This is a genomic window from Ruegeria sp. CDSC068, assembly GCF_059610545.1.
Genome location: NZ_JBXWNV010000011.1, coordinates 13,058 through 29,000 on the forward strand (window position 1 = coordinate 13,058; position 15,943 = coordinate 29,000).

15 protein-coding genes are annotated in these 15,943 nt (G+C 59.2%); 4 read left to right on the plus strand and 11 right to left on the minus strand.

Annotated elements, in window-relative coordinates; translation table 11 throughout:
- Positions 1-2 precede the first annotated feature (2 nt).
- Together phnL and AC2FID_RS19120 are read left to right on the plus strand one after the other, a co-directional pair.
- On the plus strand, positions 3-686 hold the full coding sequence (gene phnL / locus AC2FID_RS19115) for a phosphonate C-P lyase system protein PhnL (protein WP_496838210.1): 684 nt from the start codon (positions 3-5) through the stop codon (positions 684-686).
- On the plus strand, positions 683-1,231 hold the full coding sequence (locus AC2FID_RS19120; protein WP_496838212.1) for a ribose 1,5-bisphosphate phosphokinase PhnN: 549 nt from the start codon (positions 683-685) through the stop codon (positions 1,229-1,231). The genes phnL and AC2FID_RS19120 overlap by 4 nt, the downstream gene beginning before the upstream one ends.
- On the opposite strand, the gene AC2FID_RS19125 is transcribed toward AC2FID_RS19120, so the two are convergent.
- Positions 1,213-1,896 carry a DUF1045 domain-containing protein gene (locus tag AC2FID_RS19125; protein ID WP_496838214.1) on the minus strand — a complete coding sequence of 228 codons (684 nt, stop codon included), beginning with the start codon at positions 1,894-1,896 and terminating at the stop codon, positions 1,213-1,215. The genes AC2FID_RS19120 and AC2FID_RS19125 overlap by 19 nt on opposite strands.
- A 52-nt stretch (positions 1,897-1,948) precedes the next feature.
- On the opposite strand from AC2FID_RS19125, the gene AC2FID_RS19130 reads away from it, so the two are divergent.
- Positions 1,949-3,088: an alpha-D-ribose 1-methylphosphonate 5-triphosphate diphosphatase gene (locus AC2FID_RS19130; protein ID WP_496699736.1), complete on the plus strand. Its 1,140-nt coding sequence runs from the start codon at positions 1,949-1,951 to the stop codon at positions 3,086-3,088.
- Here the strand turns inward: AC2FID_RS19130 and AC2FID_RS19135 are convergent, their stop codons facing one another.
- The 7 genes from AC2FID_RS19135 to AC2FID_RS19165 are packed head-to-tail and all read right to left on the minus strand — an operon-like array spanning position 3,089 to position 9,586.
- Positions 3,089-3,565, minus strand: a complete 477-nt coding sequence (locus AC2FID_RS19135; protein WP_496699735.1) for a class I SAM-dependent methyltransferase — start codon at positions 3,563-3,565, stop codon at positions 3,089-3,091. It lies immediately after the preceding gene.
- A gap of 14 nt (positions 3,566-3,579) precedes the next feature.
- Complete coding sequence (locus tag AC2FID_RS19140; protein ID WP_282120753.1) at positions 3,580-4,335, minus strand: polysaccharide deacetylase family protein; 756 nt, start codon at positions 4,333-4,335, stop codon at positions 3,580-3,582.
- The gene (locus AC2FID_RS19145) at positions 4,332-5,474 is read right to left on the minus strand and encodes a glycosyltransferase family protein (RefSeq protein ID WP_496838217.1); all 1,143 of its coding nucleotides are present in this window, start codon (positions 5,472-5,474) and stop codon (positions 4,332-4,334) included. The genes AC2FID_RS19140 and AC2FID_RS19145 overlap by 4 nt, the downstream gene beginning before the upstream one ends.
- Positions 5,471-6,055: a histidine phosphatase family protein gene (locus tag AC2FID_RS19150; protein ID WP_282120751.1), complete on the minus strand. Its 585-nt coding sequence runs from the start codon at positions 6,053-6,055 to the stop codon at positions 5,471-5,473. The genes AC2FID_RS19145 and AC2FID_RS19150 overlap by 4 nt, the downstream gene beginning before the upstream one ends.
- Positions 6,052-7,128 (minus strand): glycosyltransferase family 4 protein, encoded by a 1,077-nt coding sequence (locus tag AC2FID_RS19155; RefSeq protein ID WP_496838219.1) that lies wholly within the window; start codon positions 7,126-7,128, stop codon positions 6,052-6,054. The genes AC2FID_RS19150 and AC2FID_RS19155 overlap by 4 nt, the downstream gene beginning before the upstream one ends.
- Entirely contained in the window at positions 7,128-8,375 is a 1,248-nt protein-coding gene (locus AC2FID_RS19160; RefSeq protein ID WP_496838220.1) for a glycosyltransferase family 4 protein, read from the minus strand. The genes AC2FID_RS19155 and AC2FID_RS19160 overlap by 1 nt, the downstream gene beginning before the upstream one ends.
- Complete coding sequence (locus AC2FID_RS19165; protein WP_496838222.1) at positions 8,372-9,586, minus strand: glycosyltransferase family protein; 1,215 nt, start codon at positions 9,584-9,586, stop codon at positions 8,372-8,374. Before AC2FID_RS19165 ends, AC2FID_RS19160 begins: the two co-directional genes overlap by 4 nt.
- Positions 9,587-9,943: 357 nt before the next feature.
- On the opposite strand from AC2FID_RS19165, the gene AC2FID_RS19170 reads away from it, so the two are divergent.
- Positions 9,944-12,319: a mechanosensitive ion channel domain-containing protein gene (locus AC2FID_RS19170; RefSeq protein WP_496838224.1), complete on the plus strand. Its 2,376-nt coding sequence runs from the start codon at positions 9,944-9,946 to the stop codon at positions 12,317-12,319.
- Between the two features lie 88 nt (positions 12,320-12,407).
- On the opposite strand, the gene AC2FID_RS19175 is transcribed toward AC2FID_RS19170, so the two are convergent.
- Genes AC2FID_RS19175 through AC2FID_RS19185 form a run of 3 tightly spaced genes read right to left on the minus strand, consistent with a single transcriptional unit; the run spans position 12,408 to position 15,939 of the window.
- A complete protein-coding gene (locus AC2FID_RS19175) occupies positions 12,408-13,763 on the minus strand; it encodes a CoA transferase (RefSeq protein ID WP_282170718.1) in 1,356 nt (451 codons plus the stop codon).
- The gene (locus AC2FID_RS19180) at positions 13,760-14,914 is read right to left on the minus strand and encodes an ABC transporter permease (RefSeq protein WP_109312530.1); all 1,155 of its coding nucleotides are present in this window, start codon (positions 14,912-14,914) and stop codon (positions 13,760-13,762) included. Before AC2FID_RS19180 ends, AC2FID_RS19175 begins: the two co-directional genes overlap by 4 nt.
- Positions 14,911-15,939: an ABC transporter permease gene (locus tag AC2FID_RS19185; RefSeq protein ID WP_108860926.1), complete on the minus strand. Its 1,029-nt coding sequence runs from the start codon at positions 15,937-15,939 to the stop codon at positions 14,911-14,913. Before AC2FID_RS19185 ends, AC2FID_RS19180 begins: the two co-directional genes overlap by 4 nt.
- Positions 15,940-15,943 lie beyond the last annotated feature (4 nt).

Consider the following 15,943-nt stretch of genomic DNA (forward strand, 5'->3'; position numbering starts at 1 on the left):
CTATGATTGAGCTTATCAATGTCAGCAAAAGCTTTACCCTGCATAATCAGGGTAGTGCCGTAATTCCGGTGATGCAGGGTGCATCGCTGAAAGTCGCCGCAGGTGAATGCGTCGCCCTGACCGGAGCCTCGGGCGCAGGGAAATCAACACTGATGCGGGTGATCTATGGGAATTATCTGGCCGCATCAGGCCGGGTTCTTGTCGGTGGTCTGGACGTCGCCAAGGCCGAACCGCGCGAAATTCTGGCGTTGCGGCGTGAGACGCTCGGCTATGTCAGTCAGTTCTTGCGTGTGGTCCCCAGGGTTCCGACGCTTGAGGTGGTGGCCGAGCCGCTGTTGGCCGTTGGCTGCGACAAGCAAGCGGCGCTGGACAAGGCGGCGGGTTTGTTGCGGCGGTTGAACATTCCCGAAAGACTATGGAGTCTGAGCCCGACTACTTTTTCGGGCGGTGAGCAGCAGCGGGTGAACATCGCACGTGGGTTTGCGCATGATTACCCTGCGATGCTGTTGGACGAACCGACTGCCTCACTGGATGCGCAAAATCGCGAAACGGTGCTGTCTTTGATCGAAGAGGCCAAAGAACGCGGCGCGGCGATTGTTGGAATTTTCCACGATATCGAAGCGCGCAGCCGGGTCTGTGATCGCGAGATCAACGTGTCTGAATTCACCCGGGGGATGGTCGCGTGAGCCTTGCGCCGGTCATAGCCGTTGTTGGTCCGTCAGGTGTCGGCAAAGACAGCGTCATGAAGGCGTTGGTCGCGCGGTCGCCAGGTATTCTGCGGGTTCGCCGGGTGATTACCCGACCCGAAGGCGAAGAAGGCGAAGATTTCGACCGGGTGTCGATTGAAATCTTCGAGCAGATGGTGCTGGATGGAGCCTTTGCGTTGCACTGGAGCGCGCATGGGCTGCACTATGGCATCCCGATTGAGATTGCAGCCCAACGGCAAACGGCGAATGCGCTGTTGGTCAATCTGTCCCGTTCGGTTTTGTTGAACGCGCAGGTGGTTTTTGGCGACCTGATCGTGATTTCGCTGACAGCGGACCCTGAGGTGCTGGCGCAGCGCCTCTTCGCGCGTGGGCGGGAAAGCACCTCTGATCAGGCGCGTCGTTTGGGACGGGCTGGTATGCCCTTGCCCGACGGGCTGAACCGCGTGATCGAAATTGATAACTCCGGGCCGCTGGAAGTCACGATTGATGCGATCCTTGCCGGGCTTCAACCGGAAAGGGCGTAGCGATGGATCAGATGAAACCTCCCATCTCCGGCTTCGCCCATAAGCGCCAAATCCTTAATCTGAAACGGCGCGGGAAGCAGGGGGACCAGATGGTCCTCCAATGCGACCTGCACGGTTTTCAGCGTGGGTTTGTCCAGTTTTCCGCTGAGGGTGATGTGAAAGCGGAACGTGTCCATCACGTAAGGGTAACCCCAACGCAGCAGGTTGGCGTCCTGTTCCGGCGTCAGGCCCGAGGCACGTCGGCGGTCCAGTTCCGCGGCGGGCGCGGGGGCGCGGAAGCTGTCAGGCTCGCGGACGCAAGCCGCTGCAAGCGCGTTCAGCGCGTCGGTATTACCTACCGGCTGCAGGGCCAGAAAACGACCCAGCCGGGCGATCTCGAACCCGTCCAGCGTGACGGGCGGTTGCGTTCCGGCCAACCGTTCACAGGCGTCTTGCAAGTCGATCTGAGATTGCCCCTTGTTCAGGCGAAACGGCGGCTTCAACGTCGCGTGAAGACCGTATTTGCGCGGAACATCGGTCGCGGCTGCGACGTCCACGCCGTCAATGACAGGATGCGCAACTTCAGTTCCGGCTTCCATGTCCCAGCCCAACCATTGGGTCGCAAAGATTGTCCATTCGGCCTGAGCCGGTGGCGCAAAATAGATCGCGTATCGCGTGAATGTCACATTGGCCTCCTATGCGTGGCCTTTCCAATAGCTCAAACCTTGTGAAGTTCAGATGACAGAAGAAATGATACTTGCCAATGCCACGCTTGTTCTTCCCGATGAGACGGTCGTGGGCAGCCTTCGGATTGTGGGGGATACGATTGCTGAGGTCGCGACCGGCGCAACTGTTCCCGCTGGCGCAATTGACTGCGAAGGGGATTATGTCTGCCCTGGTCTGGTCGAACTTCACACGGACAACCTTGAGCGCCACATCCAGCCGCGGCCCAAGGTCGACTGGCCTCATGCAGCCGCTATTCTGGCCCATGATGCCGAACTGGCCAGTACCGGGATCACGACCGTGTTCGACGCGATGCGGATAGGCTCGATCCCGTCCGGGCAACGCTATGTCAAATACGCGCGCGGTCTGTCGCGTGAGCTGTGGCAGTTGCGGGAACAGGATGCATTGAAGATCAGCCATTTTCTGCATTTGCGGGCCGAGGTCTGCTCGGAAACCCTTGCCGAAGAATTAAACGAATTTGGACCCGAAGACCGTGTTGGCCTAGTCTCCCTCATGGATCACACGCCCGGACAACGGCAGTTCCGCGATTTGTCGAAACTGGAAGCTTATCTGAAAGGCAAACTGGGGCTTGAGGGAGATGGATTTCTGCAACACGTGGCCGACCTTAAGGCGATGCGCGACCGCTATGGTGATCTGCACGAGGTTGAGACGGTAAAAGCGGCCAAACGGTTTGGTGCGATGCTGGCCAGCCATGACGACACGACGGACGAACAGGTGCGCGTATCGGCCGGTCACGGGATCACCCTTGCCGAGTTCCCGACAACGGTCGAGGCCGCGCAGTCCTGCCAAGACTACGGTATCAAGGTGATGATGGGCGCACCCAACGTGATCCGGGGCGGGTCGCATTCCGGCAATGTCGCTGCGCATGAATTGGCGCAGCTGGGTCATCTCGACATTCTGTCCTCGGATTATGTGCCATCCGCATTGTTGCTGTCTGCTGTGAAACTGGGCGAGATGTGGGGTGATTTCGCCCGCGGATTGAAAACCGTGACAAAGACACCGGCAGAGGTCGTTGGGCTGGATGATCGTGGTGAGCTGCGGGCGGGTGCACGTGCCGACGTCATCCGGTTCCGGATGCGCGAAGGCACCCCTGCGTTGAATGGTGTTTGGTCGCGCGGACGGCGCGTGGCCTGATCAGGCCCTGTAGAACAAGTAACGGTCCGGCGCGATGGTGTCCGGTCCGCTGATCTGCTGAAAGCCGACAAGCGGTTGGCCCGAGATCAACAGTCCGCCGGGCAACATCACCTGCGCGATAAAGGGGCTGAGACGCGCCGCTTCGGCCACGTCCTCTTCCTTAACGCCGCGCCCGAAATCGTAGTGACCGAAAGCGATCCTGGGTCCACCTTCTGCCAGCTTCTGCAGCATCGGCTCGGCCTCACCCTGCAAAAAATCCTCTGCTGGCGGTGTGCTGGACGGATGGCACTGAAGCACGCGGTCCATGACCCAAATTCTCCGATCTGGTAGAATTTCCCGCAGGTGATCATAAGTGCGCCCGTTTCCAAGACCCATATCCAGAACGTCGCCCGCCATGTCCGAGACTTGGTCGACCGCCCAATTCAAACCGTCGCGTTGTGCGGTCAGGCGGCGCAGCATGGAATCCAGTCGGCTCATTCAGATCTCCGTTTTCAGTCGGCTTGGGGGGCGGACCAGACAAAGCCCGGCCCGTCCAGCAGCCGGTTCAGCAGGTCGTGGGTATAGGTCCAGATGTCCTCATCATGAACCAGATGGTGGGTCAAGATGCCAAAGGGTTCGGCGTTATCTGCGCGACCCTCGCGGCGATCCTGCAGCAGCTGAGTGGTTTTGGCGATCAACATGTCCGGGTCGGCCAGCCCGCGTGATCCGCGCCAGTCGATTGGATCCAGATGCGTGTTGATCTGGGCCAATCCAGGCGCTGCCTGAGGGCTGGACCGTGGCGTGGCGGTCGATAAGATGCGATACCCCGCTGCGGGCAATTCCTGCACCACCTCTGGCGCTATGCGGTTCCATGGCGGCACGAACATCGGGCACAATCGATCTGCAAACAGGGTGCGCAGCCGCGATATCCCAATGCCGATCTCCCCAGTGATATCGTCCATGGGCCGGTGCAGGCGGAATTCGGATTTCTTTTCATCGGGTGGTGCGTGGTTCTGATGAGCCCATCCGTGCACGACTGGGATCAGGTTTGGCCGGGCAGTTACAAATTCGACCAGTACGTCCTCGGCATTGCGGGGGATGATGGCCAGATGAACGGGCACCCCAAGGTGGTCTGACATCGCGGTCAAGCGATCAAGCTGCGGCGTTGTGGAAACCGCATCATCGTCGCGCCACCACAAAGGCAGCGCCAGTCCTTGTTGACGCCAGAGTTCCAGCTCATCCGTCAAACTGCGCCAGTCCACACTCATCCGCGGCGCTCCAAAAGTTCTTTGGCGATTCGTACGGATTGCGCAGCGCCGTCGAACCCCTGATCTGAGACCGGACGAGGTTCCGATGAAATCACACGGCCCACGGCATGGGCCAGCAGATTTCCGTTCAAATCTTTGCTTGGGATGACATCTATGGCTGGCATTTCCGCAAGGGTGCGGGCGCGCAGGCTCTGCTCGACCTCATTGCCATCATCAAATGGAATGAACACGGCAGGGGTTCCTGCTTGCAGAATATCCAATGCTGTATTGTAGCCACACATGCTGACCGAAGCCGCCGCGTGGGGCAGCATCTGGCGAAAATCGGGCCGCACCGCTTCCAGAGTGACAGGGGCGCCCTCCACATGCTTCCGCAATTCTGCAATGCGCGCCTTTGCGTCTTGCCCGCCAACCAACAGGCGCCAGCGCCTGTTCGGCATCTTTCGGGCGGCCTCGATGGCCGCGCGAAAGATCGGTTGCCCAACCGAACCGCCGCCTGCGCTGACAAGCACTTCGCCTTTGCCGATTGCATCCTTGTGCGGTATTGGGGCCAGTGGAGCCACGAAACCCGTGTAAAACATGCGGCCCTCCAGCAGCTCAGACACAGGCCAACTGACGTTCAAGGGCACAACGTTCTGATCCGAATGGACAAGGATGCCGTCGTAATGCTCTGCGACAATCTGCTCTGCCCGCTCGGCCTTTGAGGGTTTTGAGGGCGGCGCCAGAATGTCCCGGATCGATCCCAGAATTATCGGGCGCGGGTGCATATCACGGGCCGCCTCTAGCGCAGCCGAAAATTCACCTGTCAGGGATCGGCGGCCAAACGGATAAAGCTCGGTGATCAAAACATCCGGTGCAAAGCTGCGAATTGCTTCAACCAGAGCAGTTTTGCGCGCCGCTAAAAACCCGACATCCGCTACCGTTCCGGCTTGTGTCAAAAGGCGGGTGAAATCAGTGCCATCCGAGCGCAAAGGGGGCAGGCCCAACAGCGTCATTCCGGCCGTGTCCAACTGAGGAGCGGGCATCCCACCAGAGACCACGAAGGTATCATGCCCATCCGCGACAAAGGCACGGCCCAGCGTCAACGCGCGGCTCAGGTGCCCGGTGCCCAACAGGTGGGTGACAACAATCATGACTTTCATTCGCGGGGGCCTTGTCGCAGCAGTCGAACCGGTTCGGGTTGCGGCTGAAAACCATCCAGATCAATGACATAAAGTCGGTTGCGCTTGATCTTGAACGGGGCAGAGCCGTCAAAGTTCCATCCCCAGGCCGAGGCCAGAATGACGCGCATGATCCCAATGTGACACACGGCGACAGTGTCGCCCTGCAAACCGCCCAGCCAGGGTTGCAATCGCGCCCGCACTTCCGCCGGACTTTCGCCGTTCGGCGGGCAATAGTCCCAGCCCCAATCTTCGATATGGCGATATCCGCTGTCTGCGTCTGCAATCAGGTCAACGCCGCGCTTGCCTTCCCAATCGCCCCAGTTCATCTCGGTTAGGGCTTCGGACAACATAGGCTCTCGCCCCGCGACCAATGCGGCGGTTTCGCTGGCGCGCTGCAGGGGGCTGGACCAGAGCGCTGCCTTGTTCCACAACTCGGGCAATTCATATCCGGCCAGTTCGGTGCGCGCGTCATCGTCCAGCGGAATGTCACTGCGGCCCTGAATACGGCCAGCGCGGTTCCAATGGGTGTGGCCGTGGCGCAAAAGAGCAAGTTGGCTCATGCGGTGCCTCCGATCAAAGGCCGCGCAGCCTGCCAGAACCGTTCGGTTGCTGCGGGCATCAGGTGGCGGTTGGACACGTATTCCCGGGCTGTCGTACCAAGCGAACGGCGCAGGGCAGGGTCTCCAAGCAGCGTCTGTAGCCTGGCGGCAAGCGCTTCGGGTCCTGCTTCGACCTCGGGGTAGTCGGCCGGCGCCAGAACATCGCGGACACCGGGCCTGTTCTGCGCAACAACCGGAACTCCGCTGGCCTGAGCCTCAAGGTAAATCATGCCAAATGCCTCATTCACGCCGGGCCACACCAAGATGGACGCATTTGCGTATAAGTTTTGCAGGGCGTCACGATCCAGTTGCCCCAGAAACCGGACCTTGGAGCCAAACGGTGTCATAAGGTCTTCGATCTCAGCCCGCGCAGGTCCATCCCCTGCAATATCCAAAGCCCAATCCCCGTTCAAATGCGACAGCGCCTGCGCCAGCAGTTGGTACGACGCCAGTTTGTCACCATGCCGCATCATTCCCACCGTCAGCATCGGCCCGTCACATGAGGAAGCGGGCGGCAGGCTCGAGATTGGCAAAAAGGGCGGCAATTCGACCAGACGCTGATCCTCGAATTTTTCACGTTCCAGCGTGATTAGATCGTTGGCCGTGTGGTAAAAAATGACGTTCGCCGCGTCGCAGGCATCATGTGCGGCTTGCGCAAAGCCGGACCATGGGCCGCGTAACCTGCTGGTCGCACGGGTACTTTCCAATTGCACATAGGGGATGCCCCGAGCTGCGCACACTTTAGGGCCCAGCAGATCGGGGGCCTTGTAGTAGTTGTGATACGTCACCCACAAATCCGTGTCGTGGGTCATGTCCGCGATCAGTCGCCGGGCTTCGGCATTGGCGTCAGAACAGAGACGTTGTTGAACCGCCGGATCGCCCGTTTTGTCGTAAATGCGCAAGTCCGATACGAGATCGACCTCGTCGCCCTGCGCCCCGATCGCCCTGATCAGATTGCGCGCCATTTCCCTGTCACCCGATGGCACCGGGCTGTCCGGAGATTTCATCGGTGAGAAAAAGGCGACGCGGGCCATCAGTCTTTGCCCGCGCCCAATGCGCTGAGCCGTTTGGACAACAGGGCAATGCCGGGGTCCATGCGGAACTCGGCAATCAGGCGGGAATAGGCAGCGTTGGCCATAGATGCAGTACGCTCAGGAGCGGCGGCCATTTCGGTGATCGCGCTGGCAAGTGCGGACGGGTTGTCGTCGGACAAAACGCCATGCGTTCCGGTTTTTATGAATTCCGGAATGGCGGAAACCGGTGTCGACAGGATCGGCAACAGTTGAGACGCAGCCTCCATCAGAACATTTGGCAACCCGTCGCGATCTCCGTCAGCCGCGATCCGGCTGGGCAACACGAACAGATCAGAGCCGCGCATCGCCTCGATCACTTCGGGCTGGTCACAGGCGCCCTTCCAGGTGATCCGGTCCGCGATACCTTGGGCCTCAGCCCGTTCGCGCAGCGCATCACCAAGCGCACCGCCACCAATATGTGTCCAGTGCCAGTCCAGCGAATTGGGTAGCGTGGCGAACGCATCGATCAGGCGATCAAAGCCCTTTTTCTCGACCAGACGACCGACTGAGAGCATGTGAAACCGCCCATCCGGTGCCCGAGCTGCGCGGGTCGGTGGGTCGGGAAAACGGTTCAGGTCCAAGCCATGATAGATCAGATCGACCCGCGCCGGATCATCGGCCAAACTGCGCAAGTGTTCCGCCCCAATGGCAGTACAGGTTGCGCCAAAAGCGGCCCCATGCGTGCTGGCCTGCAGTTTTTCGGCTTTCTCCCAATCGGGTGACGTCCAGATGTCTTTGGCGTGTGCCGAAAAGCTCCAGGGCAGGCCGCGCATGATGGCGGCGTAGCGTGCGACCGACGACGGCGTGTGCATGAAATGCGCATACATCACCTGCGTTTCCCCGGGCAACTCGGCGGCCAGAACACAGGCCTGCCCGAAACGCCGGATGCGGTTCTGTGTCGGGTCGCGCCGCAGATCAGAGCGCCAGACCTTATAAGCCTCGGTATAGCCGGGCAGGGTCTGCGCGATGTGGCGCGCGGCCCAAACGCGATCAGGTTCTTCATACAGGTACTCGGGCAGGTAGTGGACTTGTCCCTTGAACCGATCATGCAGTGGATGACGTTTGGTGTCGGTCGGGTGGCGCAGGGACCAGATGTCAAAGCTGTGGCCTGCGTCCTGCAAGGCGACCAGTTCCTGTGCGATAAACGTCTCGGAAAGGCGCGGCCATCCTTTGACCAGCACCGTGAGCTTGGGTTTTCCTGAAGTCATCCGGTGGCTCGTTCCCGTTCCCCACCAAGCAGCGCGTCCACGCGGCTTGTGACATAGTCCAGACCATCCAGCAGGCCGTCGCGGATTGCCTGAGAAGGCAAGGGCTGATCGGGCAGATTGCGAATAGCCTCAATCATCGCGTCCGCCGTTAACCCGTCACGGTTTTCGTCCAGCATTCTGACAAGTCCCAGACCTTCGGCGCGTGAGGCGCGGATCCACTGTTCCAGCCGCGGTGTCGTGCGTGGAACGATGACGGCGCGTTTGTCGAACGAGAGCACCTCGCAGAACGTATTGTAACCGCCCATGCAGACCACACCTGCAGCGCCGGCAAACAGCGTTTCGATCTGCGATTCAAAGCCAACAGCCGTGACCCGACCATTCAGCGCAGCAACGCGGGTCTCGAAATCGTCCCGCAGCTCGCCCGACAGGAAGGGGCCGTAGACAAGGACAGCGCGTGGTGACAGGTTGGGGTCTTTTTCGTAGGCGCACAAAACCTGGTTCACCATAGCCTTGCCGTCGCCGCCGCCTCCCGGCGTAATCAGGATGTAGGGCTGTTCAGGCGGATCGCCTATCGGCCCGAGATCGCGGCGCAGATAACCAGTCCAATGGATACGCGACTGCGCGGCAGCGCTGAGCGGCAGGCCCTCGGTCGGATCATAGATTGAGCGCAGTCCGTACACCCAGATTTCGTCGTAGAACCTTTCGGTCGCCGCAATGGCTTCTTTCCGCTCCCACTCGGCGGCCAACACTTCGGGTTCATCCAAAACGTCACGCAGGCCCAGGACCATTTTGGTGCGGCGGTACCGCAGCAAATTTTCTAGGGTGGGTAACAGCTCGCTGCGGAAACCAGTTGGTTCCTTGTCGACGATAAGGACGTCAGGATCGAATTGCTGAACCGCCGTCTGGATAAGACCCGCCCGCAGCTCAGTCACTTCCTCGATGCCCATTCCAATTGTCTGGGATGCATAAGATCCATCGGCGCGTTTGGTCACTCCTGGCAAACGCACGTGGTCGACGCGACGCGGAAAGGTGAACCGCCCGGCCACGGGTGACCCGGTCAGGATCAGCGCTGATGCCGATGGGTCAGCCTGCGTCATCGCACCAGCCAGTGCACGGGATCGGCGCAAGTGACCCAACCCGAACGTATCGTGGCTGTAGAACAAGATGCGCGGCGCACGGCCGGTTGTATCGTTTTGTCTTCCTAGGCTCATGCCTTTGCCCAATTCAGTGTTCTGGTGCAACTCCGCGCGCTTGCACCCGTATCGTATATATTTTTTTTAGCCGCGTGCAAAATCACTGATCCTACCAGTCGTTACCGGCTTGTTTCGATTTTAGCCGTGGGTTTCGCATCTGCGCCCTGTTCTATATCAAATTTCCTGCCCATCCGTCATGATGGCAGCGTCAGGTTGGTCATATTCAGTTTTTTCCGGGTTGCAAACACTTCTGTTCACAGCATGGTGCGGGGAACACGGCTTGATACGATGTTGAGGCTGCGGGGGTTGAATATTTGAACCCGCCACCGGGCTTCGATAACCTGTGTTACGAATGGCGAACTGGAAAAATATCCGATGACACGAACATTGCTGGCTGGGTTAACGGTTGTAATCTGGTCCCTTACTCTGGCGCTGGTCACCGGTGCAGTTGCGCAGACCTCTCTGATACCGGGGTATCCCTCAGCCGGCGGCAGCAGCACGGACACAGCCAGCGACAGCGATCTGGCTACGGCGATCCGCTCCGCGACCGAAGCCGGGGCCAGTGTGATCGTCATCGACAGCGCTGGGCAAATCGTGTCTTCCGGCCAGCAAAACAGTGTCACCGCCGAGGCTGCACCCGGGGATCCGATGGGCGACGGTTCGCAGCTTATGAAAGCGCAGGAGCGGTTTTCGAAGTTTCGCGACTCGATGAATTCACGGCTTCAGGCGCTGCCTTATTCGATCTTCGAGGTGCAATACATCCTGCGTCAGACCAGTCCGGATGGCCGAATACAGACCTATGTCGAGGTCCTGTTCTGGAACGTTCTCTTCCTTTTGATCGGACGATGGTTGTCGATTGAAATCTACGGCAAGCGTATCGCAAAGCGAATCGTCGTCGCGCGATCCAAGGAAGATCCGCAAGGCTATCGCGAGAAGATGCCGTTTTTGGTGTTCCGGTTCCTGATGGGGATAGGCGCCACGATTTTTGCCATGGTGATGGCGCTTATCGTCGGTTTCGTGTTTTTCGGCGAGGCTGAGGACATCTCGATCCAGTTCACGGTCACAGCAATTTTTACCGCCTTCTTCCTGTCGCGTACGGTGTCTGATCTGTGGCGCATGGTTCTATCGCCATATCTGAGCCAATATCGCTTGCCGCCTTTCTCGGATCGTGACGCCAAACGCCTGTATATCTGGGCTTCGGCGCTGGCGACCTACGACATTACCGTGGTGCTTTTTGCCACTTGGGTAGCTGATTTTGGGCTGAACTATAACGTCTACGCCTTGGTCTATGGCGGCCTGACCATGTTTGGTGCGATCGGCAATGTCCTGATGATCCTGTTCAACGCCCGCGCCATCTCGAACGCTATCCGCGGCGGGCGATCACCGGATCAGGTGTCGTGGATTCTGCGCCTAATCTCGTTCGCATGGGCGCCGGTGCTGATCCTTTACATGGTGTTCAGCTGGTTCAAACTGGCCGTCGACCTGGTGCTGGAAAATCAAAACTCGATCCCAATCGTAGCCAGCAGCTATGCAATCTTTATGTCGGTCGTGGTTGCCTATGGGGCCATGAACTATCTTCTGGAACGGTATTTCAATCGCAACAACCAGCTTGACGCAATGAATGCCGATGCTGATGAGGCGGATGCCGAGGTTGAAGTGATCGAAACGCCGCAGGCCGAGATGCGCAAGCACTCGATCTTGACCTACGAAGATCTGGCGCGGCGGGTTGCCGGTATTCTGGCTTTTGTCGTCGGTCTATATGCGCTGGTGGTCATCTGGAATCCGGATGCCAGCTGGAGCGAGGACCTGCCGATCGAGCGGGCGCTGGACGTGATGGTGATCCTCTTCATGGGTTACATCCTGTTCCATTTTTTCCGCATTGGGATCGACTCGAAGATCGCGCAGGAGATTGACGACGGCGGTGGTGAGGCTGAGCTGGGCGATGAAGGCGGCGAAGGTGGGCAAAGCCGCCTGGCAACATTGTTGCCTTTGTTCCGTGGGGCCATTCTGGCCGTAGTTGTTGTGACCATAGCGCTGATTGCCCTGATGGAATTGGGTATCAATGTCAGCCCGCTATTCGCGGGTGCTGGTGTCGTGGGCCTGGCCGTGGGCTTTGGGTCGCAGACATTGGTCCGCGATATCTTTTCGGGGGCGTTCTTCCTGATGGATGACGCGTTCCGCAAGGGTGAGTACATCGACATCGGCGACGTGAAGGGAACGGTCGAAAAGATCTCGGTTCGGTCGTTCCAGCTGCGTCACCATCTGGGTGCGCTGAACACCATCCCCTTTGGTGAGATCAAGGTTCTGACCAACTATTCACGCGACTGGGTGATCATGAAACTGCCGTTACGGGTGACGTATGACACCGATGTCGAGAAGGTGCGCAAGCTGATCAAGAAGTTGGGTCAAGAGTTGTTGAGCGACCCGGTGATCGGCGACAACTTTATCCAACCGCTGAAGTCGCAGGGCGTGATCGAAATGCAGGACTCTGCGATGATCATTCGGGTCAAGTTCATGACCAAGCCGGGCGATCAATGGCTGGTGCGCAAGAAAGTCTATCAGGACATCCGGGAATTGTTCGCCCGCGAAGGCATCAAGTTCGCACACCGTGAGGTCACTGTGCGCCTGGCCGAGGGCAAGGACCCCGAGGATTTGACGCCCAAACAGCGCGAAGCTGTGACGGGTGCGGTGCAGGCGGCGATTGACGAGGATTATCTGGACGATATCGGTCCGGGTGGGGACGATCGCTGAGGGGGTCTCCCGCCCCTTTGGGTGACGCCTCTGGCAAGACGAGACCCAAAGCGTTGGGCCGGGCCGCGCGTACCGCGTGGCGATTGGCTCAGGTGATGGCCGTGGCCCAGACCGGAGCCGACGTGCCTAGTTTAGGTGCAGGCTTGTCCCAGAACATCTTGGCGTCGCCAACAGTCAGAGCAGGTTTCAGGCGGTGACCGGAGCCCCAGCCTGATTCTTCTAGAGCTTGGCTGTAGTCTGACGGACTGGCGCCGGTGATAACCTCTTTCGTGTCGGACTTGCCGAGAATGGCCAACAACTCGGCCGTGCGTGCGAGAGAGAGCTGACCCAGCATGATAGCGTTCCCTGAGGCAGCCTCAGCCAAGGCGGATAGCACAGCGGCGGCCATCAGATAGCCGGTTGCATGATCCAGCGCCTGAACCGGCAATGGTGTCGGTTTATCCGCATTTGCCCAGTCACGGCCTGCATCCGCTATACCCGCGCTCATCTGAACGAGGCTGTCGAACCCGCGCCGCGCGGCCCATGGGCCTTGCCAGCCATAAGCGTCCAATGTGACTTCGACCCGGTTTGGGGCCAATTCATCGCGCTTGGCCCTGGTCAGGCCGAGTGCGTCTAAAGCACCGGGGCGATACCCGTGGACGAACACATCGGCCTGAGACAGCAACTCTTGCAGCTTTTCCAAACCTGAGGGCGATTTCAGATCGAGGTAAGTGCAGGATTTGCCCAATGAGATGTCTGGTATGACACCGGGCTCGTCCCAACCGGGCGGGTCGACACGCAGAACGTCAGCACCAAAACCGGCGAGGGTTCGCGTTGAAACCGGCCCAGCCAGCACGCGCGTCAGGTCGAGGACGCGCAGCCCTGCCAAAGGGCGCTCAGCCGTGGCCTCGGATCGATCTCGCAGTTTGATCTGTCGCGGGCTGTGCCAACCGATCAGTGGATCGCGGGACACGGCCCGACCTTGCGGATGCTCTAACCACACTGCCCGGCTGCGCATGGCTGCGGAAACGCCACCTTGGGCCACGATTGCCGATTCCAGCTCGCTGGCGGACCATCGCCGCACCGCCTGAGAGACCGCGTCCCGATCTGCTTTGACTTCAAGAACTTTTAGTGCCGCCGCCCGGTGGCGGGGTAGGTTGGTGTGCAGCCTGATCCAACCATCCGCAGTCTGGTAATCCCCCGCGACCGCATCCCAGAGACTAGGCATCTCCCAGCCATTGGGCTTGAAGGAATATTGATACCAAAGCGAGGCCAGCCGGTGATCCACAGACACATCCGGCGCACTGGGCGACAGGTCCAGCGCCGTCATCAGACGAGCCAGTTCCTGCCCGACCGCGCCAAAGGTTGCCGTCGCCAGTTCAGATACCGCGTAGACGCTGGACCAAGCCCCGGTGCCCGTTTTGCGGTATCCGTCGGTTGCAGGAAGGGCTGAAATCAAGCTCATTGCTGGTATGGATCCAGACTGTCACGCAGCCCGTCACCCAGGAAATTGAATGCCAGCACGATAACAATGATCGGCAGCATCGGGATTGCCGTCCAGGGGTAGATCTCGATCGAGGCCAGGTTCTGCGCGTCGTTCAGCATTACACCCCAGCTGACGGCCGGGGCCCGCAGACCAAGACCCAGGAAGCTGAGCGCGGTTTCCCCGAGGATCATGGCCGGTATCGACAACGTGGCCGAGGCGATCAGGTGAGACATGAAGTTCGGCAGCAGGTGCTTGCGGATCACACGGCCCGAGCTTGCACCCATCATCTCGGCGGCGCGGACGTATTCCTCTTCCCTTAGGGACAGGAATTTCGCGCGTACCGAACGGGCGAGGCCAGGCCAATCGAGAATCCCGAGGATGATCGAGATGATGAAGAAAACAGCAACCGGGCTCCAGTTTGAGGGCACCGCCGCCGATAGGGCAAGCCAGAGCGGCAGTTCAGGTAGCGAGCGCAAGACCTCGATCACGCGGTTGATGACCCAATCGATCTTGCCGCCGAAATACCCGGCGATTGATCCAAAAAAGATGCCAAGGGTGAACGATACCGAAATCCCGATCAGACCGACCGTCAGCGAAAGCTGCGCGCCGTATAGAATGCGGCTGAACACATCGCGGCCCAAACGATCGGACCCCCAAAGGAACAGCGTTGCGCCCTCCGGCGCGCAGAACAGGTGGGTGTCTGATTTGATAAGACCTGCAAGCCTGTACTCGGTCCCCTCGCAGAAAAAGCGGATCGGGCGAGGGTCTTCCGTGTCGGGCACAAATTTCCATTGAAAGGTTTCAAGATCAGCTTCGGCCACGATCGGATAGACATACGGGCCAATGAAGGAGCCATCGTGGAACCAATTGATGCTTTGTGGTGGGGCGTAAAGGTGTTCGCCGTTTCGTTCATTCGGGCCGTAGGGGGCGATGAATCCAGCGAAGGGCAGCATCAGGTAGCAGAACAGCAGGAAGACACCTGAAATCAAACCCAGCTTATGGGTTTTGAACTTGCGCCAGACCAGAACCCAGTTGGGTGCGTCCAGATCTGCGCGCTCTAACTGTTGCAGGGCGGCATCTGCGTCGAAAGGTGCATCGTCGACAAAGCGACCGTCGGTGTGTTTGGTCACGCTTCACGCCCCTCGTACCGAATGCGCGGGTCCAGCATGACCAGCAAGATATCAGAGATCATGGTGCCGATCAGGGTCAGCAAGGCCACGAACATCAGAATGAAGGCAGACAGAAATTGGTCCTGGGTCTTGAGTGCGGTCAGCAAGGTCGGGCCGATGGTTTGCAGACCAAGCACGACTGAGACCAGTACCGACCCGGATACCATCGACGGCAGCAAGTTCCCGATATCTGCAACAAATGGGTTGAACGCCACGCGCAGCGGGTACTTTGTCAGCATTCGCGATGGTGCCATACCCTTGGCAATGGCCGTTTCCACATAAGGTTTGCCCAGTTCATCCAGCATGTTCGCACGCAGGCGCTGCATCATGGCAGAGGCGCCAGATGTGCCAATGACGAAAGTCGGCACGATCAGGTGGACAAGAATGGACTTCAGCTTTTCCCAGCTCATCGGCTGACCTTCGAAGGATGGGTCCATCAGGCCGCCGATGGGCAGGTTGAAGTAGCGGTGTCCGTAATAGAACAGGATCAGTGCCAGCAGGAAGTTGGGCGTCGCCAAACCAAGATAGCCAACAAAGGCCGACGTATAGTCAATCCAGGTTCGCGATTTTGCTGCGGCGAGGACGCCCAGCGGCAGGGCAACGGCATAAACGAACAGGATAGCGGCCAGGTTGACCACAACAGTCAGCCATAGGGTATCGCCAACGATCTCGGCCACAGGACGGTCGAATTCAAAAGACCAGCCGTAGTTGCCCTGAAGAAGGCCCTCAAACCCGTGCGGTCCGGGCCAGAAGCCCATCCAGACCAGGTACTGTTCCCATATGGGGCGATCCAGGGCGTATTCCGCGCGCAGGAATTCAGCCTTGGCGACCCCGGCAGATTGGCCCGAGGCCTGCAATTCCGCGATCTGATTGCTCAGATAATCGCCGGGGGGCAGGTTGATGATCACGAAGATCAGAACCGACACCACCAGCAAAGTCAGCAGCATCGTGAAAAAGCGATACACCGCATAGCGCAGCATTACCATTTAG